This window comes from Rubrimonas cliftonensis (assembly GCF_900107585.1).
Lineage (GTDB): Bacteria > Pseudomonadota > Alphaproteobacteria > Rhodobacterales > Rhodobacteraceae > Rubrimonas > Rubrimonas cliftonensis.
Genome location: NZ_FNQM01000023.1, coordinates 1 through 26,345 on the forward strand (window position 1 = coordinate 1; position 26,345 = coordinate 26,345).

A 26,345-nucleotide genomic window follows, 5' to 3' on the forward strand; every position below is an offset into this window, starting at 1 on the left:
TCGCGCCGATCGCCATGGAGGAGAAGCTCCGCTTCGCCATCCGCGAAGGCGGCCGCACCGTCGGCGCCGGCGTCGTCTCCAAGATCATCGAGTAATCAACACTATCCGCGCGGGCCGGGGGCCCGTCCCCCGGCCCGCGCGTCATTTCGGCCGGTCCGAACGAGAAGGCCCAGAGAGGCGAAGATGCAAAGTCAGAACATCCGCATCCGGCTGAAGGCGTTCGATCACCGCGTGCTCGACCAGAGCACGCTGGAGATCGTCAACACCGCCAAGCGCACGGGCGCCGAGGTGCGCGGGCCGATCCCGCTGCCCACCAAGATCGAGAAGTTCACGGTTCTCCGTGGGCCTCACGTTGACAAGAAGAGCCGCGAGCAGTTCGAGATCCGCACCCACAAGCGGCTGCTCGACATCGTGGACCCGACGCCGCAGACCGTGGACGCGCTGATGAAGCTCGACCTCGCCGCCGGCGTCGATGTCGAAATCCGGATCTGAGGGGGCTACCGAGATGCGCTCCGGAGTGATCGCCAAGAAGCTGGGCATGACCCGGCTGTTCATGCCCGACGGTCGGCAGGTGCCGGTCACGGTGCTGCAGATGGAAGAGGTTCAGGTCGTCGCCCAGCGCACGGCTGAGCGCGACGGCTACACCGCCGTCCAGCTCGGCGCCGGCGCGGCGAAGCCCAAGAACGTGACGCAGCCGATGCGCGGCCACTTCGCCGTGGCCAAGGTCGCGCCGAAGCGCAAGATCTGCGAGTTCCGCGTCGCGCCCGAGAACCTCATCGACGTGGGCGCGGAGATCACCGCCGACCACTTCATCGAGGGCCAGCACGTCGACGTGTCGGGCACCAGCATCGGCAAGGGCTTCGCCGGCGCTATGAAGCGGTGGAACTTCGGTGGTCTGCGCGCCTCGCACGGCGTGTCGATCAGCCACCGCTCGCATGGGTCGACGGGCCAGTGCCAGGATCCGGGCAAGGTGTGGAAGGGCAAGAAGATGGCCGGCCACATGGGCGCCGCCAGGATCACGACGCAGAACCTGCGCGTGGTCAGGACGGACCCCGAGCGCGGCCTCATCATGATCAAGGGCGCGGTGCCGGGTTCGCGCGGCGGCTGGGTGACGGTGCGCGACGCGGTGAAGCGGAAGGCCCCTGACGGCCTGCCGATGCCCGCCGCCATCCGCGCCGCCGCCGGGTCTCAGGCCGGGGCTCAGGTCGACGCGCCTGCGGGCGAGACGGAAGGGACCGAAGCATGAAGCGCGAGGCGATCACGCTTGACGGCCAGCCTGCGGGCGAGGTCGAGCTGAGCGAGGCCGTGTTCGGCGTCGAGCCGCGCGCGGACATCCTGCACCGCGTCGTGCGCTGGCAGCTCGCCAAGCGTCAGGCCGGCACGCACCACGCCAAGACCCGGTCGGAGATGAACTACTCCACCAAGAAGATCGTGCGCCAGAAGGGCTCCGGCGGCGCTCGCCACGGCTCCAAGGGCGCGCCGATCTTCCGGCATGGCGGCGGCTACAAGGTGCCCGTGCCGCGGAGCCACGCGCATGACCTCCAGAAGAAGGTCCGCGCGCTGGGTCTCAAGATGGCGCTGTCGTCCAAGATGCGCGACGACGCCATCGTGGTGATCGACGAGGCCCGCCTTGACGCGCCCAAGACCAAGGCGCTGATCGCGAAGCTGAAGGATCGCGGCTGGAAGCGGGCGCTGGTCATCGACGGGCCCGAGGTCGACGCGAACTTCCTGCTGGCCTCGCGCAACATCGAGGGCATCGACATCCTGCCGAGCCAGGGCGCCAACGTCTACGACATCCTGAAGCGCGACACGCTGGTGCTGACCCGCGCCGGCGCCGCCGCCCTCGAGGCGCGTCTGAACGGCGAAAGCCAGACCGGGGAGGCCGCATCGTGAGCGCGAGCCCGAAGCACTACGACGCCATCCGGCGTCCCATCATCACCGAGAAGGCCACGATGGCGTCGGAGGCCGGCGCTGTGGTGTTCGAGGTCGCCAAGGACGCGAACAAGACCGAGATCAAACAGGCGGTCGAGGCGCTGTTCGGCGTGAAGGTGAAGGCGGTCAACACCGCCCTCCAGAAGGGCAAGGTCAAGCGTTTCAAGGGCCGCCTCGGCGTGCGCAACGATCGCAAGAAGGCCTACGTCACCCTCGAGGACGGCCAGACCATCGACGTGACGACCGGTCTCTGACCGGTCGCCGCACCCTTAACGGACAACGGAAGACAGCAAGATGGCGTTGAAATCATACAAACCAACGACGCCGGGCCAGCGCGGGCTGGTTCTGATCGACCGTTCGGAACTCTGGAAAGGCCGTCCCGTCAAGTCCCTCACCGAGGGTCTTCATCGGCACGGCGGCCGGAACAACACCGGGCGGATCACGGCGCGTCGGATCGGCGGCGGAGCCAAGCGGCTCTATCGCATCGTGGACTTCAAGCGGCGGAAGTGGGACATGCCCGCGACCGTCGAGCGGATCGAGTACGACCCCAACCGCACGGCGTTCATCGCGCTGGTCAGGTATCAGGACGGTGAGCAGGCCTACATCCTTGCACCGCAGCGGCTTGCCGTCGGCGACAGCGTGGTGGCCGGCGAGAAGGTCGACGTGAAGCCCGGCAACGCGATGCCGCTGGCCGGCATGCCGATCGGCACCATCGTCCACAATGTGGAGATGAAGCCCGGCAAGGGCGGCCAGATCGCGCGCGCGGCGGGCTCCTACGCCCAGTTCGTGGGCCGCGGCGGCGGATACGCGCAGCTGCGCCTTACCTCGGGCGAACTGCGCCTCGTGCGCCAGGAGTGCATCGCGACGGTGGGTGCGGTCTCGAACCCCGACAACAGCAACCAGAACCTCGGCAAGGCGGGGCGCGTGCGGCACATGGGCAAGCGCCCGTCGGTCCGCGGCGTCGTGATGAACCCGATCGACCACCCGCATGGCGGCGGCGAAGGCCGCACCTCGGGCGGCCGTCACCCGGTCACCCCGTGGGGCAAGCCGACGAAGGGGCGCAAGACGCGCTCCAACAAGGCGACCGACAAGCTCATTCTCCGCTCGCGCCACGCGCGCAAGGGCAAACGGTAAAGGGGGCCCGGAAGCATGCCGCGTTCCGTCTGGAAGGGCCCGTTCGTCGACGCCCACGTTCTGAAGAAGGCCGAAAAAGCCGGCGCTTCGGGACGAAACGACGTGATCAAGATCTGGTCGCGCCGCTCGACCATCCTGCCGCAGTTTGTCGGACTCACGTTCGGCGTCTACAACGGCAAGAAGCACATTCCGGTGGCGGTGTCCGAGGACATGATCGGCCACAAGTTCGGCGAGTTCTCGCCGACGCGCACATATTACGGCCACGCCGCCGATAAAAAGGCGAAGCGGAGGTAATCATGGGTCAGGAACCGAACCCGCGCCGCGCCGCGGACAACGAGGCGATGGCGGTGAGCAAGATGCTGCGGACAAGTCCGCAGAAGCTTAACCTCGTCGCGGCGCTCATCCGCAAGAAGCCGGTCGCCAAGGCGCTCGCCGATCTCACCTTCAGCAAGAAGCGCATCGCCGCTGATGTGAAGAAGACGCTGCAGAGCGCGATTGCGAACGCCGAGAACAATCACAACCTCGACGTCGATGATCTCATCGTCGCCGAGGCCTGGGTGGGCAAGAACCTCGTGATGAAGCGCGGCAGCCCCCGCGCCCGCGGCCGCTATGGCAAGATCATGAAGCCGTTCAGCCAGCTCACGATCAAGGTTCGCCAGGAGGAGCAGGCCTGATGGGACATAAAGTCAATCCGATCGGCCTGCGCCTGCAGGTCAACCGCACCTGGGACAGCCGCTGGTTCGCCGACGGCAAGGAGTACGGCGAGCTTCTTCACGAAGACATCAAGATCCGTGAGTTCGTGAAGAAGGAATGCGCCCAGGCCGGCGTCAGCCGCGTCGTGATCGAGCGCCCGCACAGGAAGTGCCGGGTGACGATCCACTCCGCGCGGCCGGGCGTGATCATCGGCAAGAAGGGCGCCGACATCGAGAAGCTGCGGCAGAAGATCGCCAAGTTCACGGCGTCGGAGCTGCACCTCAACATCGTCGAGATCCGCAAGCCGGAGGTCGACGCGCAGCTGGTGGCCGAGAACATCGCCCAGCAGCTCGAGCGCCGCGTCGGCTTCCGCCGCGCGCTGAAGCGCGCCGTGCAGAACGCCATGAAGATGGGGGCGCAGGGCATCCGCATCAACGCCGCCGGCCGTCTGGGCGGCGCCGAGATTGCGCGCACGGAGTGGTATCGCGAAGGCCGCGTGCCGCTGCACACGCTGCGCGCGGACATCGATTACGCCCACGCGGAGGCCAAGACGGCCTATGGCATCTGCGGGATCAAGGTCTGGATCTTCAAGGGCGAGATCATGGAGCACGATCCGGCGGCGCACGATCGTCGTCAGGAGGAATTTCAGCAGGCCGGCGGCCGCGGTGGCGGCGGGGACCGTGGTCCGCGCCCGCAGCGCTGACGGCTTGTGAGGGAGTAGAGCGATGCTGTCGCCGAAACGGACGAAGTTCCGCAAGCAGTTCAAGGGTCGCATGCACGGCGAGGCGAAGGGCGGCACCGCCCTCAACTTCGGCGAGTACGGCCTGAAGGCGGTCGAGCCCGAGCGCGTGACCGCGCGCCAGATCGAGGCCGCCCGCCGCGCCATGACGCGCCACATGAAGCGCCAGGGGCGGGTCTGGATCCGCATCTTCCCCGACGTGCCGGTGACGCAGAAGCCCACTGAGGTCCGCATGGGCAAGGGCAAGGGCTCGGTCGAGTACTGGGCGGCCAAGGTGAAGCCCGGTCGCATCATGTTCGAGATCGACGGCGTGCCGCTGCCGATCGCCGAGGAGGCGCTGCGCCTCGCGGCGATGAAGCTGCCGGTCAAGACCCGCTTCGTTCAGCGCGAGGACTGGTGATCTCCGATCGCCTTCCGGCTGGCCGAAAGGTCCGACTACGAGATGTCTGAGCCCCGCCGAAAGGTGGGGTTTCTGCTTCGCGGTCCTTCTCGGACGCTCCCTGTGGCGCAGGGGGGCTGGCTCGCCGAGAAATTCCGCGGCGCCGCCCCCCGAACGCCGCGACCGTGCTTGCCTTGCCGCCGCGCAGCCTGTAGGGAAGCCGCTCATCTACGATCCCACCGGAATCAGGGTGACCCGGCGATCCGTCGCCTGTGGGGCTCGCCGGTGATGTTTGAAAAGGAAAGATGGCGATGAACGCCAAGGATCTGCGGGACAAGACGCCGGACCAGCTTCGCGAGGATCTCGCGCAGCTTAAGAAGGAGTCCTTCAACCTGCGCTTCCAGCAGGCCACCGGGCAGCTGGAGAACACCGCGCGCTTCAAGGCGGTGCGTCGCGACGCGGCGCGCGTGCTGACCGTGCTCAACCAGAAGGCCGCCGCTGCGGCCGCGGAGGCCTGATCCATGCCCAAGCGCATTCTCCAGGGCACGGTCGTCAGCGACAAGAACGAGAAGACCATCACGGTCCTCGTCGAGCGGCGCTTCACGCATCCGCTGATGAAGAAGGTGGTGCGATCCTCCAAGAAGTACCGCGCGCATGACGAAGGCAACATCGCCAAGGTGGGCCAGACGGTCCGCATCGTCGAGTGCCGCCCGATTTCGAAGAACAAGTGCTGGGAGCTGGTGACGGACGCGGCCGCAGAGGCCTGACCCCTCTCCATTTTCCGGCTCGTGAAACCCCGGGGCCGTGTCCCCGAAGGTCAGGAGCTGATCCATGATCCAGATGCAGACGAATCTGGAAGTCGCCGACAATTCCGGCGCCCGGCGCGTGCAGTGCATCAAGGTGCTCGGCGGCGCGAAGCGCAAGTATGCGTCGGTCGGCGACATCATCGTTGTTTCCGTTAAGGAAGCCATTCCGCGCGGTCGCGTTAAGAAGGGCGACGTCCGCAAGGCCGTCATCGTCCGTACCGCCAAGGAAGTGCGCCGCGACGACGGCACCGCAATCCGTTTCGACGGCAACGCCGCGGTCATCATCAACAACAACAACGAGCCGATTGGTACGCGCATCTTCGGCCCGGTGGTGCGCGAACTGCGCGCCAAGAACTTCATGAAAATCATTTCGCTCGCGCCGGAGGTGCTGTGATGGCCGCGAAGCTCAAGAAGGGCGACAAGGTCGTCGTGCTCACGGGGCGCGACAAGGGCAAGGAAGGCGAGATCCTCAAGGTCATGCCGTCCGAGGGCCGCGCCGTCGTCGGCGGCGTGAACACCGTGATCCGGCACACCAAGCAGAGCCAGGGCTCGCAGGGAGGCCGCATCCCCAAGGATGCGCCGATCCAGCTGAGCAACCTGGCGCTGATCGACCCGAAAGAGGGCGGCCCGACCCGCGTCGGCTTCAGGATGGTCGAGGGCAAGAAGGTCCGCTTCGCCAAGAAGTCGGGGGAGGTCATCGATGCTTGACGAAACCGGATACGTCCCGCGGCTGCGCGCGCTCTACGACGGCACGATCAAGCCGGCGATGATCTCGGAGTTCTCCTACAAGAACGCGATGATGGCGCCGAAGCTCGACAAGATCGTGCTCAACATGGGCGTCGGCGAGGCCGTCGGCGACAGCAAGAAGATCAAGACCGCGCACGACGATCTGATGAAGATCGCCGGCCAGAAGCCGGTCATCACCAAGGCGAAGAACTCCATCGCCGGCTTCAAGGTGCGCGAGGAGATGCCGCTCGGCGTGAAGGTGACTTTGCGCGCGGCCCGTATGTACGACTTCCTCGACCGTCTGATCACGGTGGCGATGCCGCGCATCCGCGACTTCCGCGGCGTGAACCCAAAGAGCTTCGACGGTCGCGGCAACTACGCCATGGGCATTCGCGAGCACATCGTGTTCCCCGAGATCGAATACGACAAGATCGATCAGATGTGGGGCATGGACATCATCATCTGCACCACGGCCAGGACGGACGACGAGGCCCGGGCGCTGCTGAAGCATTTCAACATGCCGTTCCGGACCTGAGCGGGGGGATAGATACATGGCCAAGACAAGCATGATCCAGCGCCAGGAAAAGCGCGTCGCCCTCGTCAAGAAGTACGCCGGTCAGCGCGCGCGCCTCAAGGAAACGGCGGCCAACACCGACCTGCCGATGGAGGAGCGCTTCAAGGCGCGCCTGAAGCTCGCCAAGCTGCCTCGCAACTCGTCGCCGACCCGGCTGCACAACCGCTGCGAGGTCTCGGGTCGTCCGAAGGCCTATTATCGCAAGCTGAAGATGAGCCGCATCGCGCTGCGGGACCTCGCCTCCGTCGGCCAGGTTCCCGGCATGGTCAAGTCGAGCTGGTGAGGGAGGGCGACAGATGAGCATGAACGATCCTCTCGGCGATATGCTGACCCGCATCCGCAACGCCCAGATGCGCAACAAGTCCACCGTCAGGACGCCGGCCTCCAAGCTGCGCGGCCGCGTGCTGGAAGTGCTGCAGGCGGAGGGCTACATCCGCGGCTTCGAAGTCATCGACAAGGGCGACCACAAGCCCGAGTACGAGATCAGCCTCAAGTATTTCGACGGCAGGCCGGTGATCCGCGAACTTAAGCGGATCTCGACCCCCGGCCGCCGCAACTACTCCGGCGTCGATGGTCTGCCCTCGGTCCGCAACGGGCTGGGCGTGGCGATCGTCTCGACGTCGCGCGGTGTGATGTCCGACGCGCAGGCACGCGCCGACAATGTCGGCGGCGAAGTGCTCTGCACGGTGTTCTGAGGAGGCCCGGGATCATGTCACGTATCGGCAAGAAGCCCATCGAAGCCCCGAAGGGCGTCGAATGGAAGGTCTCCGGCCAGAAGGTCGAGGCGAAGGGCCCCAAGGGCGTGCGCGTGTTCACCGCCACGGACGACGTGGACGTGTTGCTCGACGGCACCGTGATCACCGTGCGTCCGCGCGGCGACAGCAAGCGCGCGCGCCAGCAATGGGGCATGACGCGCACGCAGATCGCCAACCTGGCGCAGGGCGTCACCGAAGGCTTCAAGAAGGAGCTCGAGATCGTCGGCGTCGGTTATCGCGCCGCGGTCGCCGGCAAGACGCTGAAGCTCTCGCTCGGCTACAGCCACGACGTCGAGTTCGCGATCCCCGAGGGGATCGAGATCAAGTGCGCGAAGCCGACCGAGGTGGAGATCACCGGGTCCGACCAGCAGCAGGTCGGGCAGGTCGCGGCGGAGATTCGTGATTGGCGCCGGCCCGAGCCCTACAAGGGCAAGGGTGTTCGGTACAAGAACGAGTACATCTTCCGCAAGGAAGGCAAGAAGAAGTAAGGGGGCGCAAGATGGCGAACACAAAGCTCAAGCTGTTCCTGCGCCGCCGCATGCGCGTGCGCTCGAAACTCCGCAAGCACGCCGGCGACAAGCCGCGGCTTTCTGTGCACCGGTCGTCGAAGAACATCTCCGTGCAGGTGATCGACGACATGCAGGGCCGGACGCTGGCCGCCGCCTCCTCGCTGGAGGCGACGCTGGGCGTGGTCGGCAAGAACAACCTCGAGGCCGCCGCCAGGATTGGCGCGGCCATCGCCGAGCGCGCGAAGGCCGCCGGCGTCGAGGACGTCTATTTCGATCGCGGCGGCTTCATCTTCCACGGGAAGATCAAGGCCCTCGCCGACGCCGCCCGTGAGGGCGGCCTGAAGTTCTGAGGAGGCCGAGATGGCGAGAGAAGACGAGCGCCGCGGCCGCGGCCCCGGCGGCGGGCGGGACCGGCGCGAGCGGGAGGAGCCCGAATTCCAGGATCGTCTGGTCGCGATCAATCGCGTCTCCAAGACGGTGAAGGGCGGCAAGCGCTTCGGTTTCGCCGCGCTGGTGATCGTCGGCGACCAGAAGGGGCGCGTGGGCTTCGGCTCGGGCAAGGCCCGCGAGGTTCCGGAGGCGATCCGGAAGGCCACCGAGGAGGCCAAGCGCGAGATGATCCGCGTGCCGCTGCGCGAGGGCCGCACGCTGCACCACGACATGTACGGCCGCCATGGCGCCGGCAAGGTCGTGATGCGGGCGGCGCCGCAGGGCACCGGCATCATCGCCGGCGGTCCGATGCGCGCCGTGTTCGAGATGCTCGGGATTCAGGACGTCGTGGCGAAGTCCATCGGCACCCAGAACCCCTACAACATGATCCGCGCCACCTTCGAAGGCCTGAAGCTCGAGACCTCGCCCCGGCAGGTCGCGGCGCGCCGGGGCAAGAAGGTCGCCGACATCCTGCCCAAGCGCGACGAGCTTCCGGTCGAGACGCCGGATCCTGCCGTCGAGCTGGCTGAGGCGGAGTGATCGCAATGGCCAAGACCATCGTAGTGAAGCAGATCGGCAGCCCGATCCGCCGGCCGGCCAAGCAGCGACAGACGCTGATCGGCCTCGGCCTCAACAAGATGCACCGCGAGCGCGAGCTTGAGGACACGCCCGCCGTGCGCGGCATGGTGAACGCCATCCCGCACCTCGCGAAGATCATCGAGGAGCGCGGCTGAAGCGGCGCGCCTCGATGACCCCGGGCTGGACCCGGGGTCTTGCACAACAGGCGCGCGGCCTTGGCGGCGCGCCTCTCCACCGGGCCGGGCGCAGCGCCCCGGTTCATCAGGGCCCCGGATCCGGTCCGGGGCTGCGCTGCGCCTCCGGGCGCGGCTTGTCGTGGGGGCCGGGCGTCGACGCGCGCCGGTCCATCCGACCAGAGGAGACGCGTCGATGAAACTGAACGAGCTCGCCGACAATCCCGGAGCCGCCAAGAAGCGCAAGCGCGTCGGCCGCGGCCCCGGTTCGGGCATGGGCAAGACGGCAGGCCGCGGCATCAAGGGCCAGACCTCGCGTTCCGGCGTCGCCATCAAGGGCTATGAGGGCGGCCAGATGCCGCTGCACCGGCGCCTGCCGAAGCGCGGCTTCCACAGCCTCAATCCGGTCCACCATGCGGTGATCAACCTCGACACGATCGAGCGCGCCTTCGAGCGCGGCGCCCTTTCGGGCGACGGCGTGATCGACGAGAACGTGCTTGTTGCGACCGGCGTCGTGCGCCGCGTGCTCGACGGCGTGAAGCTGCTGGCCAAGGGCGAGCTGACGCGGCCCGTGACGCTCGAACTCGCGGCGGCCTCCGCTGCGGCGATCGCCGCAGTTGAAAAGACCGGCGGAAAGGTCGAGGTGATCGACGTCGTGGCCCGTCGCCGCGCCGCCGCCCGCGCCGTGCGCGAGGCGGCGAAGTCCGAGTGAACAGAGCGCGGCCCGCAAGGGCGCGATAGGGGACCTGCATGGCTTCAGCCGCAGAGCAACTCGCCGCCAACCTGAGCTGGAGCACCTTCGGCAAGGCCAAGGAGCTTCAGAACAGGATCCTGTTCACGCTCGGGCTGCTGATCGTCTATCGGCTGGGGACATACATCCCCATGCCGGGCATCGATCCCGACCAGCTGGCGCGGTTCATCGAGCAGACCTCGGGAGGCATTCTCGGGGTCTTCAACATGTTCGCGGGCGGCGCCGTCGGCCGCATGGCGATCTTCGCTCTGGGCATCATGCCCTACATCTCCGCCTCCATCATCATGCAGCTGATGACCTCCATGGTCCCGCACCTGGAGCAGCTGAAGAAGGAGGGCGAGGCCGGCCGCAAGAAGATCAACCAGTACACCCGCTATGGCACCGTCGTTCTCGCCACCGTCCAGGCCTACGGCATCGCCGTGGGACTGGAAGGTCAGGGGCTTGCGGTCGATCCGGGGCTGTTTTTCCGGGCGTCGGCCGTCATCACGCTCGTCGGCGGCACCATGTTCCTGATGTGGCTGGGCGAACAGATCACGGCGCGGGGCGTCGGCAACGGCATCTCGCTGATCATCTACATCGGCATCGTGGCGGAGCTCCCGACGGCGATGGCGCAGTTCTTCGAGCTTGGCCGCACCGGGCAGCTTTCCGCGATCATCGTCATCGCCATCCTGCTCGGCGCGATCGCCGTCATCGCGGGCGTGGTGTTCATCGAGCGCGCCCAGCGGCGCATCCTGATCCAGTATCCCAAGCGCCAGGTCGGGCAGAAGGTCTATGGCGGCGAGTCGAGCCACCTGCCGCTCAAGGTGAACACCGCGGGCGTCATCCCGCCGATCTTCGCGTCGTCGCTGCTGCTGCTGCCTGCGACCGTCGCGGGCTTCTCCGCCGACGGCGGCGGCGATATCCTCGGCACGATCTCGGCGCTGCTGGGCCGCGGCCAGCCGCTCTTCATGGTGATCTTCGTCGCCCTGATCGTGTTCTTCGCCTTCTTCTACACCGCCGTGGTGTTCAACCCGGAGGAGGTCGCGGAGAACCTCAAGAAGCATGGCGGCTTCGTGCCCGGCATCCGGCCCGGCAAGCGCACGGCGGAGTATCTCGATTATGTGCTGACTCGGCTGACGCTGGTGGGTGCGCTCTATCTCGCGGTGGTCTGCGTGCTGCCGGAGCTGCTGATCGCCGAGCTGTCGGTGCCGTTCTATTTCGGCGGCACGTCGCTGCTGATCGTCGTCTCGGTGACGATGGACTTCATCACCCAGGTGCAGAGCCATCTTCTCGCGCACCAGTACGGCGACCTGATCGAGAAATCGAAACTGCGCGGGCGCGGCAAGCGGACGCCGTCACGGGGCCCCGCGCGGGGGCGGAGTTGAGCGCCGGTCAACGGCGCCTGGACGCGCGGGGCTGATCCGGAGGGGATCGGCGGCCCGGCGAGGGGGAGACGGCGAGCGATGAACATCATTCTTCTTGGGCCGCCGGGGGCCGGCAAGGGAACCCAGGCGCGCATCCTGTGCGAGACGCGGGGCATGGTGCAGCTCTCCACCGGAGACATGCTGCGCGCGGCCGTCGCGGCGGGCACCGAGGTCGGCCAGAAGGCCGACGCCGTGATGAAGGCCGGCGGCCTCGTGTCCGACGACATCGTGATCGGCGTGGTGGACGAGCGGCTCGACGCGCCGGACGTGTCGGGCGGCGTGATCTTCGACGGCTTTCCGCGAACGACCCCGCAGGCGAAGGCGCTCGACGGCCTGCTCGCGGACAAGGGCATGGCGCTCGACGCCGTGGTGAACATGGAGGTCGACGACGCCGCCATGGTCGACCGCATCGCCGGCCGCTACACCTGCGCCGGCTGCGGCGAGGGCTACCACGACACCGAGAAGAAGCCGGCGAAGCCGGGCGTCTGCGACAAGTGCGGCTCCACCGAGTTCAGGCGCCGCAAGGACGACAACGCCGAGACGGTCGCCGCGCGCCTCAAGGAGTACCATGCCGAGACGGCGCCGCTGATCGCCTACTATCAGGCGACCGGGAAGCTGAAGGCGGTGGACGGCATGGCGGATATCGGCGCGGTGACGAAGGCCATCGCCGCGGCGCTCGACGGCTAGGACGATTTCCCGGCCGCGCTGCTTGACGCGGCGCGGCCGGTTTCTATAGTGCGCGCTTCTCTCGACACCGGAATCGGTCGCGCGAGGAGCGTAACCGCGTTGGCGCGCATCTGCGGCCGGCCATTCGAGACAGCCCCGGTCTGCGGGGCCCAGCAGTGACGGAGACAGGCAGTGGCGCGCATCGCCGGTGTGAACATTCCGACCAACAAGCAGGTCCATGTGGCCCTGACTTACATCCATGGCATCGGTCAGACGACCGCCCGCAGCATCTGCGACTCGACGGGCGTCGATCCGGCGCGCCGCGTGAACGAGTTGAGCGACGCCGACGTGTTGCGCATTCGCGAGCATATCGACGGCAACGTTCAGGTTGAGGGCGACCTGCGCCGCGAGGTGGCGGTCAACATCAAGCGGCTGATGGACCTCGGCTGCTACCGCGGCCTGCGCCACCGCCGCGGTCTCCCGGTTCGCGGCCAGCGCACGCACACCAACGCGCGCACCCGCAAGGGCCCCGCCAAGCCGATTGCCGGCAAGAAGAAGTAAGGAGCGCCCTTCATGGCCAAACCAGCCGCCCGCCCGAAGCGCCGCGAGCGCAAGAACATCACGTCCGGCGTCGCCCATGTGAATTCGTCGTTCAACAACACGATGATCACGATCGCCGACGCGCAGGGCAACGCGATCTCATGGTCCTCCGCGGGCACGATGGGCTTCAAGGGCTCGCGCAAGTCCACGCCGTACGCCGCGCAGGTCGCGGCCGAGGATGCGGGCAAGAAGGCTCAGGAGCACGGCGTCCGCACCATCGAGGTGCTCGTCCAGGGGCCTGGTTCGGGCCGCGAGTCCGCGTTGCGCGCGCTTCAGGCCGTCGGTTTCACGATCACCCAGATCAAGGACGTGACGCCGATCGCCCATAACGGATGCCGGCCGCCCAAGCGTCGGCGCGTCTGAGACAGGTTTCACCCTGCGTCCACGACGGGCCCGCTCCAGGTCGAGCGGGCTTTTGTCGTGACGCATCCTCGGGAAGCGCCCGGCGTGGGATCCGCCAGCGGCGCGTGAATGGAGGAGAGCAGATATGATCCACAAGAACTGGGTGGAGCTGATCAAGCCCACCGGCCTGGACTTCGAAACCGGCCCCGACCTTCGCCGCAAGGCGACCGCCGTGGCGGAGCCGCTGGAGCGCGGGTTCGGCCTGACGCTCGGCAACGCTCTGCGTCGCGTTCTTCTCGGCTCGCTCCAGGGCGCCGCCGTGACGGCGATCCAGATCGACGGCGTGCTGCACGAGTTCTCGTCGGTGCCGGGCGTCCGCGAGGACGTCACCGACATCGTGCTCAACATCAAGGGCGTCGCGCTGCGCATGGACGTGGACGGGCCCAAGCGGCTCACGCTGCGCGGCAAGGGCCCCGCCGTGTTGCGCGCCCGCGACATCCAGGAGATCGCGGGGGTCACAGTGCTCAACCCCGACCATGTGATCTGCCACCTTGACGACGACGCGACGCTGCACATGGAGCTGACCGTCGGCATCGGCAAAGGCTACGTCTCGGCCGACAAGAACCGCCCCGAGGACGCGCCCATCGGCATGATCCCCGTGGACAGCCTGTTCAGCCCGGTGAAGAAAGTCAGCTACAAGGTCGAGCCCACCCGCGAGGGCCAGGTGCTCGACTACGACAAGCTGACACTGACGGTGGAGACCAACGGCGCCCTGACGCCCGAGGACGCCATCGCCTACGCCGCGCGCATCCTGCAGGACCAGCTTCGGACCTTCATCAACTTCGAGGAGCCGCAGGAGGCGACGCACCACGCCGGCGACGAGAACCTCGAGTTCAACCCGCTTCTGCTCAAGAAGGTCGACGAGCTGGAGCTTTCGGTCCGCTCTGCCAACTGCCTGAAAAACGACAACATCGTGTACATCGGCGACCTGATCCAGAAGACCGAGGCGGAGATGCTGCGCACGCCTAACTTCGGGCGCAAGTCTCTGAACGAGATCAAGGAAGTGCTGACGGCGATGGGGTTGCATCTCGGGATGGAGGTCAGCGACTGGCCGCCCGAGAACATCGACGACCTCGCCAAGAAATTCGAGGACCAGTTCTGACGACGCGCGGGCGCTTCGGCGCCCGCTGGAAGACCGGGCAGGACGCCCCAAGGAGGCGGCCCCGAAGCAGGGTCGCCGGACAAAGCATAAAGCACCACAGGAGATCACGACCATGCGCCACGGATCCGGCCGCCGCAAACTGAACCGCACCGCCTCCCACCGCCAGGCGATGCTCGCGAACATGGCCTGCTCGCTCATCGAGCACGAGCAGATCAAGACCACGCTGCCGAAGGCGAAGGAGCTGCGGCCCTATGTCGAGCGGCTCATCACGCTCGGCAAGCGCGGCGACCTGCACGCCCGCCGCCTGTGCCTTGCGCAGATCAAGCAGGAGCCGGCGGTGAAGAAGCTGTTCGAGACCCTTGGCCAGCGCTACGCCGAGCGTCCGGGCGGCTACAGCCGCGTCCTGAAGGCCGGCTTCCGCTACGGCGACATGGCGCCGATGGCGATCGTCGAGCTGGTCGACCGCGACGTGGAGGCCAAGGGCGCGGCCGACCGCGCCCGCGTCGCCGAGGAAGAGGCCGCCGAGGCGTGAGCCCGACCCGCCGCGCGGCTTGCGCGCGCGGCGGCGCCAGCCTATAGCCCGGCGCACGAGATGGCGGGCGGGCCTTCGGGCCGGTCCGCGACGAACGAGACACAAATTCAACCCACACGCAGGGGACGGGCCGGCGGGGGAGACATCCCCGCATCGGTCCACCGGTTGGGGCGGAGACGCCTCGAGACCCCGCGGCGGCGAAACCGGAAAGGATAGGCTGGGATGGCTCTGCCTGAGTTCTCCATGCGTCAGCTGCTTGAGGCTGGCGTTCACTTCGGTCACCAGACGCATCGCTGGAACCCCAAGATGGGCCAGTTCATCTATGGCGACCGCAACGGCATTCACATTCTCGACCTGACGCAGACCGTGCCGATGCTCGACGCGGCGCTGGTCGCGATCCGCGACACCGTCGCGCGCGGCGGTCGCCTGCTCTTTGTCGGCACCAAGCGGCAGGCGCAGCAGGCGCTGGCCGAGGCGGCCGAGATGTGCGCGCAGTACTACATGAACCACCGCTGGCTCGGCGGCACGCTGACCAACTGGAAGACCGTCTCCGGCTCGATCTCGCGGCTGAAGAAGCTCGACGAGATGCTGGAGGGCGACGGCGCCGGCTTCACGAAGAAGGAGCGGCTGAACCTCGAGCGCGAGCGCGAGAAGCTCAACGCGTCGCTGGGCGGCATCCGTGAGATGGGCGGCCTGCCCGACATGCTGTTCATCATCGACACCAACAAGGAAGACCTCGCGATCCTGGAGGCCAAGAAGCTCGGGATCCCGGTGGTCGCGGTGCTCGACAGCAACTCCGACCCCGAGGGCGTGACCTACCCGATCCCCGGCAACGACGACGCCGCCCGCGCCATCGCGCTCTACTGCGACCTTGCCGCCCGCGCCGCGCTCGACGGCATGGCCGCCAATCTCGGCACCCACATCGACCTGGGCGAGATGGAGGAGCCGATGGAGGAAGTCGGCCTCGAGGACGTCGCTCCGGCGGAGACGCCCGCCGGCGCCTGAGCGACGGCCTTCATTGCGACGCAACGATGACGCTCGCGGCGCTTGAGGCCGCGGCGTCTGCTGGTTAGACCACGCGCACGGCCCGGTCCGTCCCGCCCAGGCGACGGACCGGCCGCCAGCGCTGTTTAAGGGACGGACACAGAGATGGCGATCACGGCGGCTCAGGTTAAGGAACTGCGCGACAGCACTGGCGCAGGCATGATGGACGCCAAGAAGGCGCTGACGGAGACCGACGGCGACATGGAGGCGGCGGTCGACTGGCTGCGCGCCAAGGGCCTGGCCAAGGCGGCGAAGAAGTCGGGCCGCACCGCCGCCGAGGGCCTCGCGGCCGTCGCGACGAAGGGCGGCGTGGGCGTCGTGGTCGAGGTCAACTCCGAGACCGATTTCGTCGCGCGCAACGCCGATTTCCAGAGCATGGTCGCCGAAATCGCCCAGGTCGCGCTCGGCGTCGAGGGCGACGTGGAGGCGCTGAAGGCGGCGCCGATGAACGGCAAGACCGTGGCCGAGATCATCACCGACAAGGTCGCCACCATCGGCGAGAACATGGGCCTGCGCCGCTTCGAGCGCGTCGAGGCGGACGCTGTCTCGGCCTATGTCCACAACGCCGTTGCGCCGGGCATGGGCAAGATCGGCGTGCTGGTCGCGATCAGGACCGGCGCCCCGGCCGCCGCCGCCGAGATCGGCCGCCAGGTCGCCATGCATGTCGCCGCGACCAGCCCCGCCTCGCTGTCGGAGGCCGATCTTGACCCCGCGCTGGTCGAGCGCGAGAAGCAGGTGCTGACTGAACAGGCCCGCGAGAGCGGCAAGCCTGACAGCGTCATCGACAAGATGATCGTCGGCCGCATGAACAAGTATTTCCAGGAAGTCTGCCTTCTGAAACAAGCCTTCGTCATCAACCCCGATCTGACCGTCGAGGCCGCCGTCGCCGAGGCTGGCAAGGCCGTTGGGACCGAGATGACGGTCACGTCCTTCGCTCGGCTCGCCGTCGGCGAGGGCGTCGAGAAGGAGGAGGAAGACTTCGCGGCCGAGGTCGCCAAGACCCTCAAGGGCTGAGGAGCGGCGCGCGCGCAGTCTGGCGGCAACGGGTCAAGCGGCGCGAGGCCCCGGCCCTGAGCCAGGGCCTCGCGCCGTGTAGGCGTGTCGGCGAGTGTCTGGGCGCAGCCGGCGCGTCGCATGGCGGGTCTGTGATGGGACGCCAATCGTCCATGGAGCGCTTCGTTCCTCGGGGTCCCGGGGCGAGCGCAGGACGGCGCTTGTTCTCGAAGTCGCCGTGGCGCGCCCCGGTCCTGCGGCCGGGGCGTTGATGCTTGTGCACCCGGCCTGCGGGCTATTCCGCCGCTTCGGCGTAGGCCTCCGGCGGCGGGCAGCCACAGACGAGCACGCGGTCGCCGGCGGCGTTGTCGACGCGGGCGACGGGGGGCCAGTACTTGTCGACGCCGTCCGCGGCCGCGGGGAGCGCGCCGAGCCGCCGGGGATAGGGCCGGTCCCAGCGCTCGCCGATGATCGCCTCCTCGGTATGGGGCGCGTGGCGCAGCGGGCTGTCGAGGGCGGCGATCTCGCCGCGCTCGACGGCGGCGATCTCGTCCCGGATGGCGATCATCGCCTCGCAGAAGCGGTCGAGCTCGGCGAGGCTCTCGCTCTCGGTGGGCTCGATCATGAGCGTCTCCGGCACCGGCCAGCTCATCGTGGGGGCGTGGAAGCCGTAGTCGACGAGGCGCTTGGCGACGTCCTCCACGCCGAGGCCCGTGCGCGCCCTGATCTCTCGAAGGTCGAGGATGCATTCGTGGGCGACGCGGCCGCTCTCGCCGACATAGACCACGGGGAAATGCGTGCTGAGCCGCCGCGCGATGTGGTTGGCGTTCAGGATGGCGACCTCGGTGGCCCGCTTCAGGCCCGCCGCGCCCATCATCGCGACATAGGCCCAAGAGATCGGCAGGATCAGCGCCGAGCCCCATGGCGCCGCCGCCACCGCGCCGCCGCCATGGGCGCCGCCCACCGCGCCGTCCGCGGCGTTCGGGGCCTCGACCGGATGGCTCGGCAGGAACGGCGCCAGATGCGCTTTCACGCCGATGGGCCCGGCGCCGGGGCCGCCGCCGCCATGGGGGATGCAGAAAGTCTTGTGCAGGTTCATGTGGCAGACGTCGGCGCCGATGTCCGCCGGCCGTGCGAGGCCGACGAGCGCGTTGAGGTTGGCGCCGTCCATGTAGACCTGTCCGCCATGGGCGTGGACGATCTCGCAGACCTCCACGATGCCCGCCTCGAAGACGCCATGGGTGGAGGGGTAGGTGACCATCAGCGCGGCGAGCCTCTCGGCGTGGGCCTCGGCCTTGGCGCGCAGGTCGCGCAGGTCGATGTCGCCGCGCTCGTCGCAGGCCACCAGCACCACCGTCATGCCGGCCATGACGGCGGAGGCGGGATTGGTGCCGTGGGCGGAGCCCGGGATCAGGCAGATGTCGCGCCCCCCCGCGCCGCGGCTGCGGTGCCAGCTGCGGATCGCCAGCAGCCCGGCATACTCCCCCTGGCTGCCGGCGTTGGGCTGGAGCGACACCGCGTCGAAGCCCGTGATCTCGCGCAGCTGCGACACCAGTCCCGCGAACAGCCTGCGGTAGCCGAGGGTGTGGGCGGCGGGCGCGAAGGGGTGGATGTCGGCGAAGCCCGGCCAGGTGATCGGGATCATCTCCGCCGTCGCGTTCAGCTTCATGGTGCATGAGCCGAGCGGGATCATCGCGCGGTCGAGTGCGATGTCGCGGCCCTGAAGCCGGCGCAGCCAGCGCAGCATCTGCGTCTCGGAGCGGCCGGCGTGGAATACGGGATGGGTGAGGAACGGCGCGCGGCGGCGCAGCGCCTCGGGGATCGCGTCGCCCACGCCGGCGTCCAGCGCATCGATATCGGCGCTGACGCCGAAGGCGCGCCAAAGCGCCTCCACATGCGCCCGCGTCGTCGTCTCGTCGAACGAGAAGGCCAGCCGGTCATCGGAGACGCGGCGCAGCAGCAGGCCCTCGGCCTCGGCGCGGTCGGCGATGGCGGCGGCGTCGACCCCCTGCACCGTCACGGTGTCGAAGAAGCCCGTCGTCGGCGCCGTCACGCCGGCGCGGCGCAGCCCCTCGGCCGCGATGGCGGCGAGGCGGGACGTGCGGCGGGCGATGCGCGTCAGCCCCTCCGGCCCGTGCCAGACGGCGTAGCAGGCGGCCATCACGGCCAGCAGCGCCTGCGCGGTGCAGATGTTCGAGGTCGCCTTGTCGCGGCGGATGTGCTGCTCGCGGGTCTGCAGCGCCATGCGCAGCGCCGGGCGGCCCTCGGCGTCGCGCGAGACGCCGATGATCCGCCCGGGGCAGGCGCGCTTGTGGGCCTCTCGGGTTGCGAAGAACGCCGCATGGGGGCCGCCGAAGCCCATCGGCACGCCGAAGCGCTGCGCCGAGCCGATGGCGGCGTCGGCGCCGAGCGCGGCGGGCGGCGTCAGCAGCGTCAGCGCCAGCAGGTCGGTCGCCATGATCGCGAGCGCGCCGGCCTCGTGCAGCGCCGCGATGGCGCCGCGCCAGTCGCGGACCGCGCCGGAGGAGCCGGGGTAGCTCAGCAACGCGCCGAACAGCTCGGCGGGCGCCAGCGCCCCGGGCTCGCCGACGATGACCCTCAGGCCGAGCGGCTCGGCGCGGGTGCGCAGCACGGCGATGGTCTGCGGGTGGGTGTCGGCGTCTACGAAGAAGCCGTCGGCCTTCGACTTCGAGAGGCGGCGGGCCATGGTCATCGCCTCGGCGGCGGCGGTCGCCTCGTCGAGAAGGGAGGCGTTGGCGAGGTCGAAGCCGGTGAGGTCCATGGTCATCTGCTGGAACGTCAGCAGCGCCTCCAGCCGGCCCTGGCTGATCTCCGCCTGATAAGGCGTGTAGGCGGTGTACCAGCCCGGGTTCTCCAGCACGTTGCGCAGGATCACCGGCGGCGTGTGGGTTCCGTGATAGCCCATGCCGATCATGGGCTGGGCCACCACATTGGCGTCGGCCATCTTGCGCAGCGTCGCCAGCGCCTGCTGCTCGGTGAGCGGCTCGGGCAGATTGAGCGGCCTGCGCATGCGGATCGAGGCCGGCACGGTCTCGTCGATCAGCGCGGCGAGGCTGTGCGCGCCAAGTCCGCTGAGCATGGTCTCGATCTCGGCGGCGTCGGGGCCGATGTGGCGGCGTGCGAAGGCCGCGCCGTCCTCAAGCGCGCTCAGCGGAGCGCGCGGCGCGTCCATGCCCAGCGCGTCGGCCCGTGCGGTGAAGTACTCTGGCGTCGGCATGGGGTCATGCTCCTGTGAGGGCGTCGTAGGCGGCGCGGTCCATCAGCCCGGCGAGTTCGCCGGGGTCGCTGAGGCGGATGCGGCAGAGCCATGCCGCGCCCTCGGGATCTGCGTTCAGACTGGCGGGGTTGTCGACCGGGCCGGCGTTGACCTCCACGATCTCGCCGGAGGCCGGGGCGTAGATCTCCGAGGCGGCCTTGACCGACTCGACCGTGCCGCATTCGTCACCCTTGGCGACGGCCGCTCCCGGCTCCTTCATCTCGACGAAGACGACGTCGCCGAGCTGCGTCGCGGCATGGACGGTGACGCCCACCGTCGCGACGTCGCCCTCCACCCTGAGCCACTCATGGTCTTCGGTGTAGTAGGTGGTCATGGTCAGGCTCCGCGAAAATACCTGTGGGGGACGAAGGGCAGGGGCACCACGCCGGCGGGGCGCGGCTTGCCGCGCACGACCAACTCCAGCGCGGTTCCGGGCTCGGCGACGGCGGCGGCGACGAAGGCCATTGCGACCGGGCCGCCGACGGTAGGGCCGTAGCCGCCGGAGGTGACCGCGCCGATGGGCGCGCCGCGCGCCGTGACGACCGTGCCTTCGCGCGCCGGCGCGGCGCCGTCGGGGCGCACGCCGACGAGGCGCCGCGCAGGGCCTTCCGCGATCTGGCGCAGAATCACGGCGGCGCCGGGGAAGTTCGCCGCCTCGCGTCGGCGCTTCGGGATCGACCATGCGAGCCCCGCCTCGACCGGCGTCGTGGTCTCGTCGAGTTCGTGGCCCCAGAGCGGCAGACCGGCCTCAAGGCGCAGCGTGTCCCGCGCGCCGAGGCCCGCGGGGACCGCGCCGGCGGCGATGAGCGCCTCTGCGAACGGCTCCGCGGCGCCGGTCGGCAGCGAGATCTCGAACCCGTCCTCCCCGGTGTAGCCGAGCCGCGAAACCCGCGCCTCGGCGCCGCGCCACTCCGCCGCTGCGGTCTGCATGAACCGCAACGCCGCGGCCTGCGGCACGAGTTCGCCGACCAGCGCCGCCGCCTTCGGCCCCTGGACCGCGAGCAGCGCGCGATCGAGCCGCGTCACGGTCGCGTCGGGGTCCAGCGCCTCCGCGAGGCGGGCGAGGTCGGCCTCGCGCCGGGCTGCGTTCACGACGATAAACAGGCTGTCGCCGGCATGGCTCACGATCAGGTCGTCGATGACGCCGCCGGCCTCGTTGGTGAACTGGGTGTAGCGCGCGTCGCCGGGCTTCAGCGTCGCCAGCCCGCCGGGACACAGCGCTTCGAGCGCCTGCGCGGCGGCCGTCGCCCCGCCTTGCGTCTCCAGCCTGAGCTGACCCATGTGCGAGACGTCGAAGAGGGCGGCGCCTTCGCGACATGCGGCGTGCTCCGCGAGGGTTCCCGCCGGATACCGCACCGGGAGCGACCATCCCGCAAAATCGACCATCACGCCGCCCAGCCGCGCGTGCAGCGCTGCGAGCGGCGTCTCGAGCGCGGCCTCGCCCGGCGGCGGCGCGGCGTCCTGGTGGGCCGGCGGTCGCCTCGATTGAGGGTTAGCCATCGGATCGCGCCTCCCGTTTCCGATAGAAACTACTCGAACGGGTGAGGCCTCACAAGTCGGGCGCGAGCGCCCGTTGCGCGTTCAACTGTCTCAGGCAGAGCGAGGCTCCTGCGCAGGATCGCGCGGGCGCGCTGCGCATCGGCGTGATGGGAGAGCCGGCCGGCGCCGAAGGCCCCGCTCAGAGCGCGATCGCGGCCTCGCCGACGCGGATATCCGAGCAGCCGGTCGAGCCGAAGGCGTGAAGCATCGCCACGAAGCCCGCGACCGAGGCCGAGCCGAGGTCCACCGTGAAGCGCCAGCCGTCCGGCGCCGTCTCCGGCCCTTCGAGCGCATGGACGACGCCCAGCAGGTCGGGGCTCTCCTCGCCGAAACGCGCCTGGAACCATTCGAGATACCAAAGGCGCACGGGCGTCCAGTCGGGCTTGGCGAGCGCGTGGCGCGCCTCGACCGTCGCCGCGCCCCAGCGGAACGGCGCCACCCGCGCCGCCGCGCGCTCGGAAAGCGGCAATGCGATGGGTTCGAAGCACAGCCAGCGGCTGGAAAGCGCGCGCAGCGTCATCATACGCCCGTCGCGGCTCACGCGCAGGTCGCAGCGGCTGGGCAGGCTGAGGGGCGCGCGGCGGCGGATGCGTCCGTCGCCGTCACGGTCGACCGGCTCGGCGTCGACGTCGGCGCCGGCGGAAAGCTCGGAGGCCATCGATTCGAGGATGGCCGCCACATGCACGTCGCGCACCGGGCCCAGGACGTCCATGAGGTCGGTGTCCAGCATCATCGAGCCCTCCTGGCGGTGACGCCGATGTCGGCGAGCGCCGCTTCGATCTCGTACGGCAGCGCGTCCGTCCCGACGGCGGCGCCGAGATCCGGCGGCGCCTCGGCGGACGTTAGGTAGCGCCAGCCCTGGAAGGGTCGGCGCGGCTGCGGGGCGACCCGCGCGAGGTCGGGGTCCAGCACGATCGCGCAGCGCGTCACGCCGTCCTCCCCTGTCGCGGGTTCGAGGGCCAGAATGCGCTGGCGCGCCAGAACGAGCCCCTTGAAGACCCAGTAGAGCGAGCCGCCGTCGAGCAGCTCGCGCGCGCGCCGGGGCCACATCCGCGTGACATGGGCGACGCCGGCCCGGCCCGCCGCCCTGTCGAGCGGGGCGCGCAGCGCCTGCCACGCCTCAAGATCCTCCACGACGGCGGCGCCGACGCAGATTTTCAAGAGATGCAGCTGCCCCACGGCGGCCATGACCTCATACTCCTTTAGTCGTACTACCTATAGAGGAGACACCCCCTCCGACGCCAGCAAATTGCGACGTGGGGACGTCGAAAACGCAAAGGTTTCAAGTCGGAACCCCTGTCCGGGGCGCCTCCGTCCGGCGTTGACCGCCGTCAGCCGCGTTCGTAGGATGTTCACGCGTAGACAACCACAGGCAGGATTGATGGATCGTTTCGCGGCGCCGGTTTCAGCGCAGATCTGGGACATGAAGTATCGGCTCAAGTCTCCGGAGGGCGCGCCGATCGACGCCACGGTGGAGGACAGCTGGTCCCGCGTGGCGCAGGCGCTGGCCTCGGTCGAGGCCGACCCGGCGGCCTGGACGCCACGTTTCCACGCCGCGCTGGAGGACTTCCGGTTCCTGCCGGCGGGGCGCATCCTCGCCGGCGCCGGGGCCGACCGTTCGGTGACGCTGTTCAACTGCTTCGTGATGGGAACGGTGCCCGATTCGCTGGAGGGCATCTTCGCGCATCTGCGCGAGGCGGCGCTCACGATGCAGCAGGGCGGCGGCATCGGCTACGACTTCTCCACGATCCGGCCGAAGGGCGCCCCGGTGCGGGGGGTCGCGGCCGACGCCTCCGGCCCGCTGTCCTTCATGGACGTCTGGGACGCGATGTGCCGCACCATCATGTCCGCCGGCGCGCGTCGCGGCGCGATGATGGCGACGCTGCGCTGCGACCACCCCGACGTGCTCGACTTCATCGACGCCAAGCGCGACCCCGTGCGCCTGCGCAACTTCAACCTCTCGGTGCTCGCGACCGACCCCTTCATGGCCGCCGTGGAGGCGGACGGGCCGTGGGAGCTCGCCTTCGACGGCAGGGTCTACCGCACGCTGCCGGCGCGTGACCTCTGGAATGCGATGATGCGCGCGACCTACGACGTGGCCGAGCCCGGCGTAATCTTCATCGACCGCATCAACGCGCTGAACAACCTCAGCTATTGCGAGACCATCGCGGCGACCAACCCCTGCGGCGAACAGCCCCTGCCGCCCTATGGCGCCTGCCTGCTCGGCTCTATCAACCTCGCGCGCCTCGTGCCCGAGCCCTTCGCGGAGGGCGCCGCCCTGGACGAGGCGGCGCTGGAGGGGCTCACGGCCGACGCCGTGCGGATGATGGACAACGTCGTGGACGCCTCGCGCTTCCCGTTGCCGCAACAGGCCGCGGAGGCGCGCGCCAAGCGCCGCATCGGCCTCGGCGTGACGGGCCTCGCCGACGCGCTGCTCATGGTCGGCGAGCGCTACGGGTCGGAGGGCGCGGCGGCGCTCACCGGGCGCTGGATGGCGCTGATCTCGCGGGCGGCCTACCGCGCGTCGGCGCGCATCGCGGGCGAGAAGGGCGCCTTCCCGCTCTACGATCGCGACGCGATCCTCGCCGCGCCGCACGTCGCCGCGCTCGACGACGAGACCCGCGCGCTCATCGCCGAGAACGGCCTGCGCAACGCGCTGCTGACCTCCATCGCGCCGACGGGCACGATCTCGCTCTACGCCGGCAACGTCTCCTCCGGCGTGGAGCCGATCTTCGCCGCGAGCTACACGCGCAAGGTGCTGCAGAAGGACGGCGGCCGCACCGAGGAGGAGGTGGTCGACTACGCCGTGGCGCGGTGGCGCGCACTCAGGGGCCGCGACGCGCCCCTGCCGGCGTGGTTCGTCGACGCCCAGACCCTGAGCCCGGCTGACCATGTGCGCATGCAGGCCGCTGCGCAGGCCCATGTCGACAGCTCCATCTCCAAGACGATCAACTGCCCGGCCGACATCGATTTCGAGAGCTTCAAGGACGTCTACGGCCTCGCCTACGCGTCCGGTTGCAAGGGCTGCACGACCTACCGGCCGAACGCCGTGACCGGCTCGGTGCTGTCGCTCACCGCCGACGCGCCCGCGGAAGCCTCCGCCGGCGTCGTCGCGGCTGTCAGCCCCGCGGCGGAGGACGCGGCGCCAACGCGCGAGGCCGCGACCGGCGGCGACGTCGTCTACATGGCTCGGCCGCTGGAGCGCCCCGAGGCGCTGCCCGGCGCCACCTACAAGCTGAAATGGCCCGACAGCGCCCATGCGATCTACATCACGCTCAATGACGTCATCGTGGGCGGGCGGCGAAGGCCCTTCGAGATATTCATCAACTCCAAGAACATGGAGCACTACGCCTGGACCGTGGCGCTCACGCGGATGATCTCCGCGGTCTTCCGCCGCGGCGGCGACGTGAGCTTCGTGGTGGAGGAGCTGAAGGCCGTCTTCGACCCGCGCGGCGGCGCCTGGATGGGCGGCCGCTATGTCCCGTCGATCCTCGCCGCGATCGGCGGCGTGATCGAGCGGCATCTCGTGGAGATCGGCTTTCTGGAAGGCGAGGGCCTGGGCCTGAAGACGGACCCCGAGGCGCAGGCCGTGCGCGTCGGCGAGCGCCCCGGCGGCCCAGGCTGCCCCGCTTGCGGCTCCACCAACCTCCACATGACCGAAGGCTGCGCCACCTGCGGGGACTGCGGCTTCAGTAAGTGTTCAGGTTGAAAAGGGATGTGGTTGTGTGTAGCCGCTGAAAATAATTTGCCATTTGGTGGTAAAGATTGCCATTGAATTGAAGAAAAGATTGCCATTGGGCTTGAAAACGGCTGGGAAGGCGAAATTCCAGCTGTCTGAGGAGAAATCTGCCTTGCAACAACTGCATTAGGCTGACTAAGCCAATCATTTGCTCACCGGTTCAAGGAAGCGCTGCTCGTCGCCACGATCTGTCGCGTTGCACGTTATCGCTCCGCCTTCTCAAGCGCCGTTTTTCTTTCATAACAGTCTGGGATGACCCGCTCCAGCAGCCGCCAGAATGCAGGCCCGTGGTGATGGGCCAGCCGATGCGCCAGCTCATGGGTCAATACATAGTCGATGGCCTGCGTGATAGTGTCCCAGAGCGTGGTGTAGGAGCGCACGCTCCGGGCCGATAACGCCGAACTCGGCGAGGTGGCCGCGGATGCCGTTTATCAGCTGGGTGCGCTGGCGCATCAGCATCTCGCGGACGCGGTGAATCACCAGAACCTCCTGCTGGACGGCTTCCTTGATCGGCACAAAGCGCATGGTCGGCCGCGTCATCGCCTCGCAGATCGCTTCGGCGTCTGCAGCGTCATTCTTGTTGGTCTTGACGTAGGGCTTGACGTACTGCGCCGGAAGCAGACAGACATCGTGACCCATGGCGCGCAACAGGCGACCCCAGTGATGCGCTCCGGAACAGGCCTCAAGCCCGATCCGGCACACCGGCAGGGCGCGGAAGAAGGGCTCGACCTCCTCGCGCCTGAGCCGGCGCCGCAGGACGGCCCGACAGTCCGCGGCTGCAGCATGAACCTGAAAGACGGACTTGGCGATGTCGAGCCCCACAAGGGCGATGTCGTTCGGCATGAAGCGCTCCTTTCTCTCAGCCAACG

At 68.7% G+C, this 26,345-nt stretch carries 37 protein-coding genes and 1 pseudogene; 31 read left to right on the plus strand and 7 right to left on the minus strand.

Annotated elements, in window-relative coordinates:
• From BLW43_RS19380 to tsf, 30 genes are all read left to right on the plus strand, one after another.
• The coding region (locus BLW43_RS19380; protein WP_132546659.1) for an EF-Tu C-terminal domain-related protein at positions 1 to 95 on the plus strand (95 nt) is incomplete at its 5' end.
• A gap of 88 nt (positions 96 to 183) precedes the next feature.
• Complete coding sequence (rpsJ, locus tag BLW43_RS19385) at positions 184 to 492, plus strand: 30S ribosomal protein S10 (RefSeq protein ID WP_093255999.1); 309 nt, start codon at positions 184 to 186, stop codon at positions 490 to 492.
• Positions 493 to 505: 13 nt separating this feature from the next.
• Positions 506 to 1,246, plus strand: a complete 741-nt coding sequence (rplC, locus tag BLW43_RS19390; protein ID WP_093256000.1) for a 50S ribosomal protein L3 — start codon at positions 506 to 508, stop codon at positions 1,244 to 1,246.
• Entirely contained in the window at positions 1,243 to 1,893 is a 651-nt protein-coding gene (gene rplD, locus BLW43_RS19395; protein ID WP_093256002.1) for a 50S ribosomal protein L4, read from the plus strand. Before rplC ends, rplD begins: the two co-directional genes overlap by 4 nt.
• Positions 1,890 to 2,186 carry a 50S ribosomal protein L23 gene (locus BLW43_RS19400; RefSeq protein WP_093256003.1) on the plus strand — a complete coding sequence of 99 codons (297 nt, stop codon included), beginning with the start codon at positions 1,890 to 1,892 and terminating at the stop codon, positions 2,184 to 2,186. The genes rplD and BLW43_RS19400 overlap by 4 nt, the downstream gene beginning before the upstream one ends.
• 40 nt (positions 2,187 to 2,226) lie before the next feature.
• Positions 2,227 to 3,066, plus strand: a complete 840-nt coding sequence (gene rplB, locus BLW43_RS19405; RefSeq protein WP_093256005.1) for a 50S ribosomal protein L2 — start codon at positions 2,227 to 2,229, stop codon at positions 3,064 to 3,066.
• Between the two features lie 15 nt (positions 3,067 to 3,081).
• Positions 3,082 to 3,360, plus strand: coding sequence for a 30S ribosomal protein S19 (gene rpsS / locus BLW43_RS19410; protein WP_093256006.1), 279 nt, complete (start codon positions 3,082 to 3,084; stop codon positions 3,358 to 3,360).
• Positions 3,361 to 3,362: 2 nt separating this feature from the next.
• Positions 3,363 to 3,740, plus strand: coding sequence for a 50S ribosomal protein L22 (gene rplV, locus BLW43_RS19415; protein ID WP_093256008.1), 378 nt, complete (start codon positions 3,363 to 3,365; stop codon positions 3,738 to 3,740).
• Positions 3,740 to 4,462 carry a 30S ribosomal protein S3 gene (gene rpsC, locus BLW43_RS19420; protein WP_093256009.1) on the plus strand — a complete coding sequence of 241 codons (723 nt, stop codon included), beginning with the start codon at positions 3,740 to 3,742 and terminating at the stop codon, positions 4,460 to 4,462. Before rplV ends, rpsC begins: the two co-directional genes overlap by 1 nt.
• Before the next feature lie 22 nt (positions 4,463 to 4,484).
• Positions 4,485 to 4,898, plus strand: coding sequence for a 50S ribosomal protein L16 (gene rplP, locus BLW43_RS19425; RefSeq protein WP_093256011.1), 414 nt, complete (start codon positions 4,485 to 4,487; stop codon positions 4,896 to 4,898).
• A gap of 290 nt (positions 4,899 to 5,188) precedes the next feature.
• A complete protein-coding gene (rpmC, locus tag BLW43_RS19430) occupies positions 5,189 to 5,395 on the plus strand; it encodes a 50S ribosomal protein L29 (protein ID WP_175479011.1) in 207 nt (68 codons plus the stop codon).
• 3 nt (positions 5,396 to 5,398) lie between these two features.
• The gene (gene rpsQ, locus BLW43_RS19435; protein WP_093256014.1) at positions 5,399 to 5,644 is read left to right on the plus strand and encodes a 30S ribosomal protein S17; all 246 of its coding nucleotides are present in this window, start codon (positions 5,399 to 5,401) and stop codon (positions 5,642 to 5,644) included.
• A gap of 64 nt (positions 5,645 to 5,708) precedes the next feature.
• Positions 5,709 to 6,077 (plus strand): 50S ribosomal protein L14, encoded by a 369-nt coding sequence (gene rplN, locus BLW43_RS19440; RefSeq protein ID WP_093256015.1) that lies wholly within the window; start codon positions 5,709 to 5,711, stop codon positions 6,075 to 6,077.
• A complete protein-coding gene (gene rplX / locus BLW43_RS19445; RefSeq protein WP_093256017.1) occupies positions 6,077 to 6,391 on the plus strand; it encodes a 50S ribosomal protein L24 in 315 nt (104 codons plus the stop codon). The genes rplN and rplX overlap by 1 nt, the downstream gene beginning before the upstream one ends.
• Positions 6,384 to 6,944: a 50S ribosomal protein L5 gene (gene rplE / locus BLW43_RS19450; protein WP_093256018.1), complete on the plus strand. Its 561-nt coding sequence runs from the start codon at positions 6,384 to 6,386 to the stop codon at positions 6,942 to 6,944. Before rplX ends, rplE begins: the two co-directional genes overlap by 8 nt.
• 16 nt (positions 6,945 to 6,960) lie before the next feature.
• Positions 6,961 to 7,266, plus strand: coding sequence for a 30S ribosomal protein S14 (gene rpsN / locus BLW43_RS19455; RefSeq protein ID WP_093256020.1), 306 nt, complete (start codon positions 6,961 to 6,963; stop codon positions 7,264 to 7,266).
• A 13-nt stretch (positions 7,267 to 7,279) separates the two neighbouring features.
• Entirely contained in the window at positions 7,280 to 7,678 is a 399-nt protein-coding gene (rpsH, locus tag BLW43_RS19460) for a 30S ribosomal protein S8 (protein ID WP_175479012.1), read from the plus strand.
• A gap of 14 nt (positions 7,679 to 7,692) precedes the next feature.
• Positions 7,693 to 8,226 (plus strand): 50S ribosomal protein L6, encoded by a 534-nt coding sequence (gene rplF, locus BLW43_RS19465; protein ID WP_093256021.1) that lies wholly within the window; start codon positions 7,693 to 7,695, stop codon positions 8,224 to 8,226.
• 11 nt (positions 8,227 to 8,237) lie between these two features.
• Complete coding sequence (rplR, locus tag BLW43_RS19470) at positions 8,238 to 8,597, plus strand: 50S ribosomal protein L18 (protein WP_093256022.1); 360 nt, start codon at positions 8,238 to 8,240, stop codon at positions 8,595 to 8,597.
• Between the two features lie 10 nt (positions 8,598 to 8,607).
• Positions 8,608 to 9,216 (plus strand): 30S ribosomal protein S5, encoded by a 609-nt coding sequence (gene rpsE, locus BLW43_RS19475; protein ID WP_093256023.1) that lies wholly within the window; start codon positions 8,608 to 8,610, stop codon positions 9,214 to 9,216.
• Between the two features lie 5 nt (positions 9,217 to 9,221).
• Positions 9,222 to 9,410 carry a 50S ribosomal protein L30 gene (gene rpmD / locus BLW43_RS19480; protein ID WP_093256024.1) on the plus strand — a complete coding sequence of 63 codons (189 nt, stop codon included), beginning with the start codon at positions 9,222 to 9,224 and terminating at the stop codon, positions 9,408 to 9,410.
• A gap of 214 nt (positions 9,411 to 9,624) precedes the next feature.
• Positions 9,625 to 10,140 carry a 50S ribosomal protein L15 gene (rplO, locus tag BLW43_RS19485; RefSeq protein ID WP_093256026.1) on the plus strand — a complete coding sequence of 172 codons (516 nt, stop codon included), beginning with the start codon at positions 9,625 to 9,627 and terminating at the stop codon, positions 10,138 to 10,140.
• A 38-nt stretch (positions 10,141 to 10,178) separates the two neighbouring features.
• Entirely contained in the window at positions 10,179 to 11,543 is a 1,365-nt protein-coding gene (secY, locus tag BLW43_RS19490) for a preprotein translocase subunit SecY (RefSeq protein ID WP_093256027.1), read from the plus strand.
• 78 nt (positions 11,544 to 11,621) lie between these two features.
• Complete coding sequence (locus BLW43_RS19495) at positions 11,622 to 12,269, plus strand: adenylate kinase (RefSeq protein ID WP_093256029.1); 648 nt, start codon at positions 11,622 to 11,624, stop codon at positions 12,267 to 12,269.
• Between the two features lie 171 nt (positions 12,270 to 12,440).
• A complete protein-coding gene (rpsM, locus tag BLW43_RS19500; RefSeq protein ID WP_093256030.1) occupies positions 12,441 to 12,809 on the plus strand; it encodes a 30S ribosomal protein S13 in 369 nt (122 codons plus the stop codon).
• A 12-nt stretch (positions 12,810 to 12,821) separates the two neighbouring features.
• Positions 12,822 to 13,211, plus strand: a complete 390-nt coding sequence (rpsK, locus tag BLW43_RS19505; RefSeq protein WP_093256032.1) for a 30S ribosomal protein S11 — start codon at positions 12,822 to 12,824, stop codon at positions 13,209 to 13,211.
• A 124-nt stretch (positions 13,212 to 13,335) separates the two neighbouring features.
• Positions 13,336 to 14,352 carry a DNA-directed RNA polymerase subunit alpha gene (locus BLW43_RS19510; protein ID WP_093256033.1) on the plus strand — a complete coding sequence of 339 codons (1,017 nt, stop codon included), beginning with the start codon at positions 13,336 to 13,338 and terminating at the stop codon, positions 14,350 to 14,352.
• 112 nt (positions 14,353 to 14,464) lie between these two features.
• Positions 14,465 to 14,884, plus strand: a complete 420-nt coding sequence (gene rplQ / locus BLW43_RS19515) for a 50S ribosomal protein L17 (RefSeq protein ID WP_093256035.1) — start codon at positions 14,465 to 14,467, stop codon at positions 14,882 to 14,884.
• Between the two features lie 222 nt (positions 14,885 to 15,106).
• Positions 15,107 to 15,889 (plus strand): 30S ribosomal protein S2, encoded by a 783-nt coding sequence (gene rpsB / locus BLW43_RS19520; RefSeq protein WP_093256036.1) that lies wholly within the window; start codon positions 15,107 to 15,109, stop codon positions 15,887 to 15,889.
• 144 nt (positions 15,890 to 16,033) lie between these two features.
• Positions 16,034 to 16,942, plus strand: coding sequence for a translation elongation factor Ts (gene tsf, locus BLW43_RS19525; protein ID WP_093256037.1), 909 nt, complete (start codon positions 16,034 to 16,036; stop codon positions 16,940 to 16,942).
• Between the two features lie 274 nt (positions 16,943 to 17,216).
• Here the strand turns inward: tsf and gcvP are convergent, their stop codons facing one another.
• From gcvP to BLW43_RS19550, 5 genes are all read right to left on the minus strand, one after another.
• On the minus strand, positions 17,217 to 20,114 hold the full coding sequence (gene gcvP / locus BLW43_RS19530; protein ID WP_093256063.1) for an aminomethyl-transferring glycine dehydrogenase: 2,898 nt from the start codon (positions 20,112 to 20,114) through the stop codon (positions 17,217 to 17,219).
• 49 nt (positions 20,115 to 20,163) lie between these two features.
• On the minus strand, positions 20,164 to 20,532 hold the full coding sequence (gene gcvH, locus BLW43_RS19535) for a glycine cleavage system protein GcvH (RefSeq protein WP_093256039.1): 369 nt from the start codon (positions 20,530 to 20,532) through the stop codon (positions 20,164 to 20,166).
• Positions 20,533 to 20,534: 2 nt separating this feature from the next.
• A complete protein-coding gene (gcvT, locus tag BLW43_RS19540; protein WP_093256040.1) occupies positions 20,535 to 21,698 on the minus strand; it encodes a glycine cleavage system aminomethyltransferase GcvT in 1,164 nt (387 codons plus the stop codon).
• Positions 21,699 to 21,876: 178 nt separating this feature from the next.
• Positions 21,877 to 22,470 (minus strand): hypothetical protein, encoded by a 594-nt coding sequence (locus tag BLW43_RS19545; RefSeq protein WP_093256042.1) that lies wholly within the window; start codon positions 22,468 to 22,470, stop codon positions 21,877 to 21,879.
• Entirely contained in the window at positions 22,467 to 22,925 is a 459-nt protein-coding gene (locus tag BLW43_RS19550) for a DUF1489 family protein (protein WP_093256043.1), read from the minus strand. Before BLW43_RS19550 ends, BLW43_RS19545 begins: the two co-directional genes overlap by 4 nt.
• A gap of 193 nt (positions 22,926 to 23,118) precedes the next feature.
• Between BLW43_RS19550 and BLW43_RS19555 the strand changes: the two genes are divergently transcribed.
• A complete protein-coding gene (locus tag BLW43_RS19555) occupies positions 23,119 to 25,446 on the plus strand; it encodes an adenosylcobalamin-dependent ribonucleoside-diphosphate reductase (RefSeq protein ID WP_093256045.1) in 2,328 nt (775 codons plus the stop codon).
• Positions 25,447 to 25,679: 233 nt separating this feature from the next.
• On the opposite strand, the gene BLW43_RS24770 is transcribed toward BLW43_RS19555, so the two are convergent.
• Together BLW43_RS24770 and BLW43_RS23740 are read right to left on the minus strand one after the other, a co-directional pair.
• Entirely contained in the window at positions 25,680 to 25,856 is a 177-nt protein-coding gene (locus tag BLW43_RS24770; RefSeq protein ID WP_093256046.1) for a M48 metallopeptidase family protein, read from the minus strand.
• Positions 25,857 to 25,866: 10 nt separating this feature from the next.
• Positions 25,867 to 26,319: pseudogene (locus BLW43_RS23740) on the minus strand (IS110 family RNA-guided transposase); the annotation flags it as partial.
• Positions 26,320 to 26,345 lie beyond the last annotated feature (26 nt).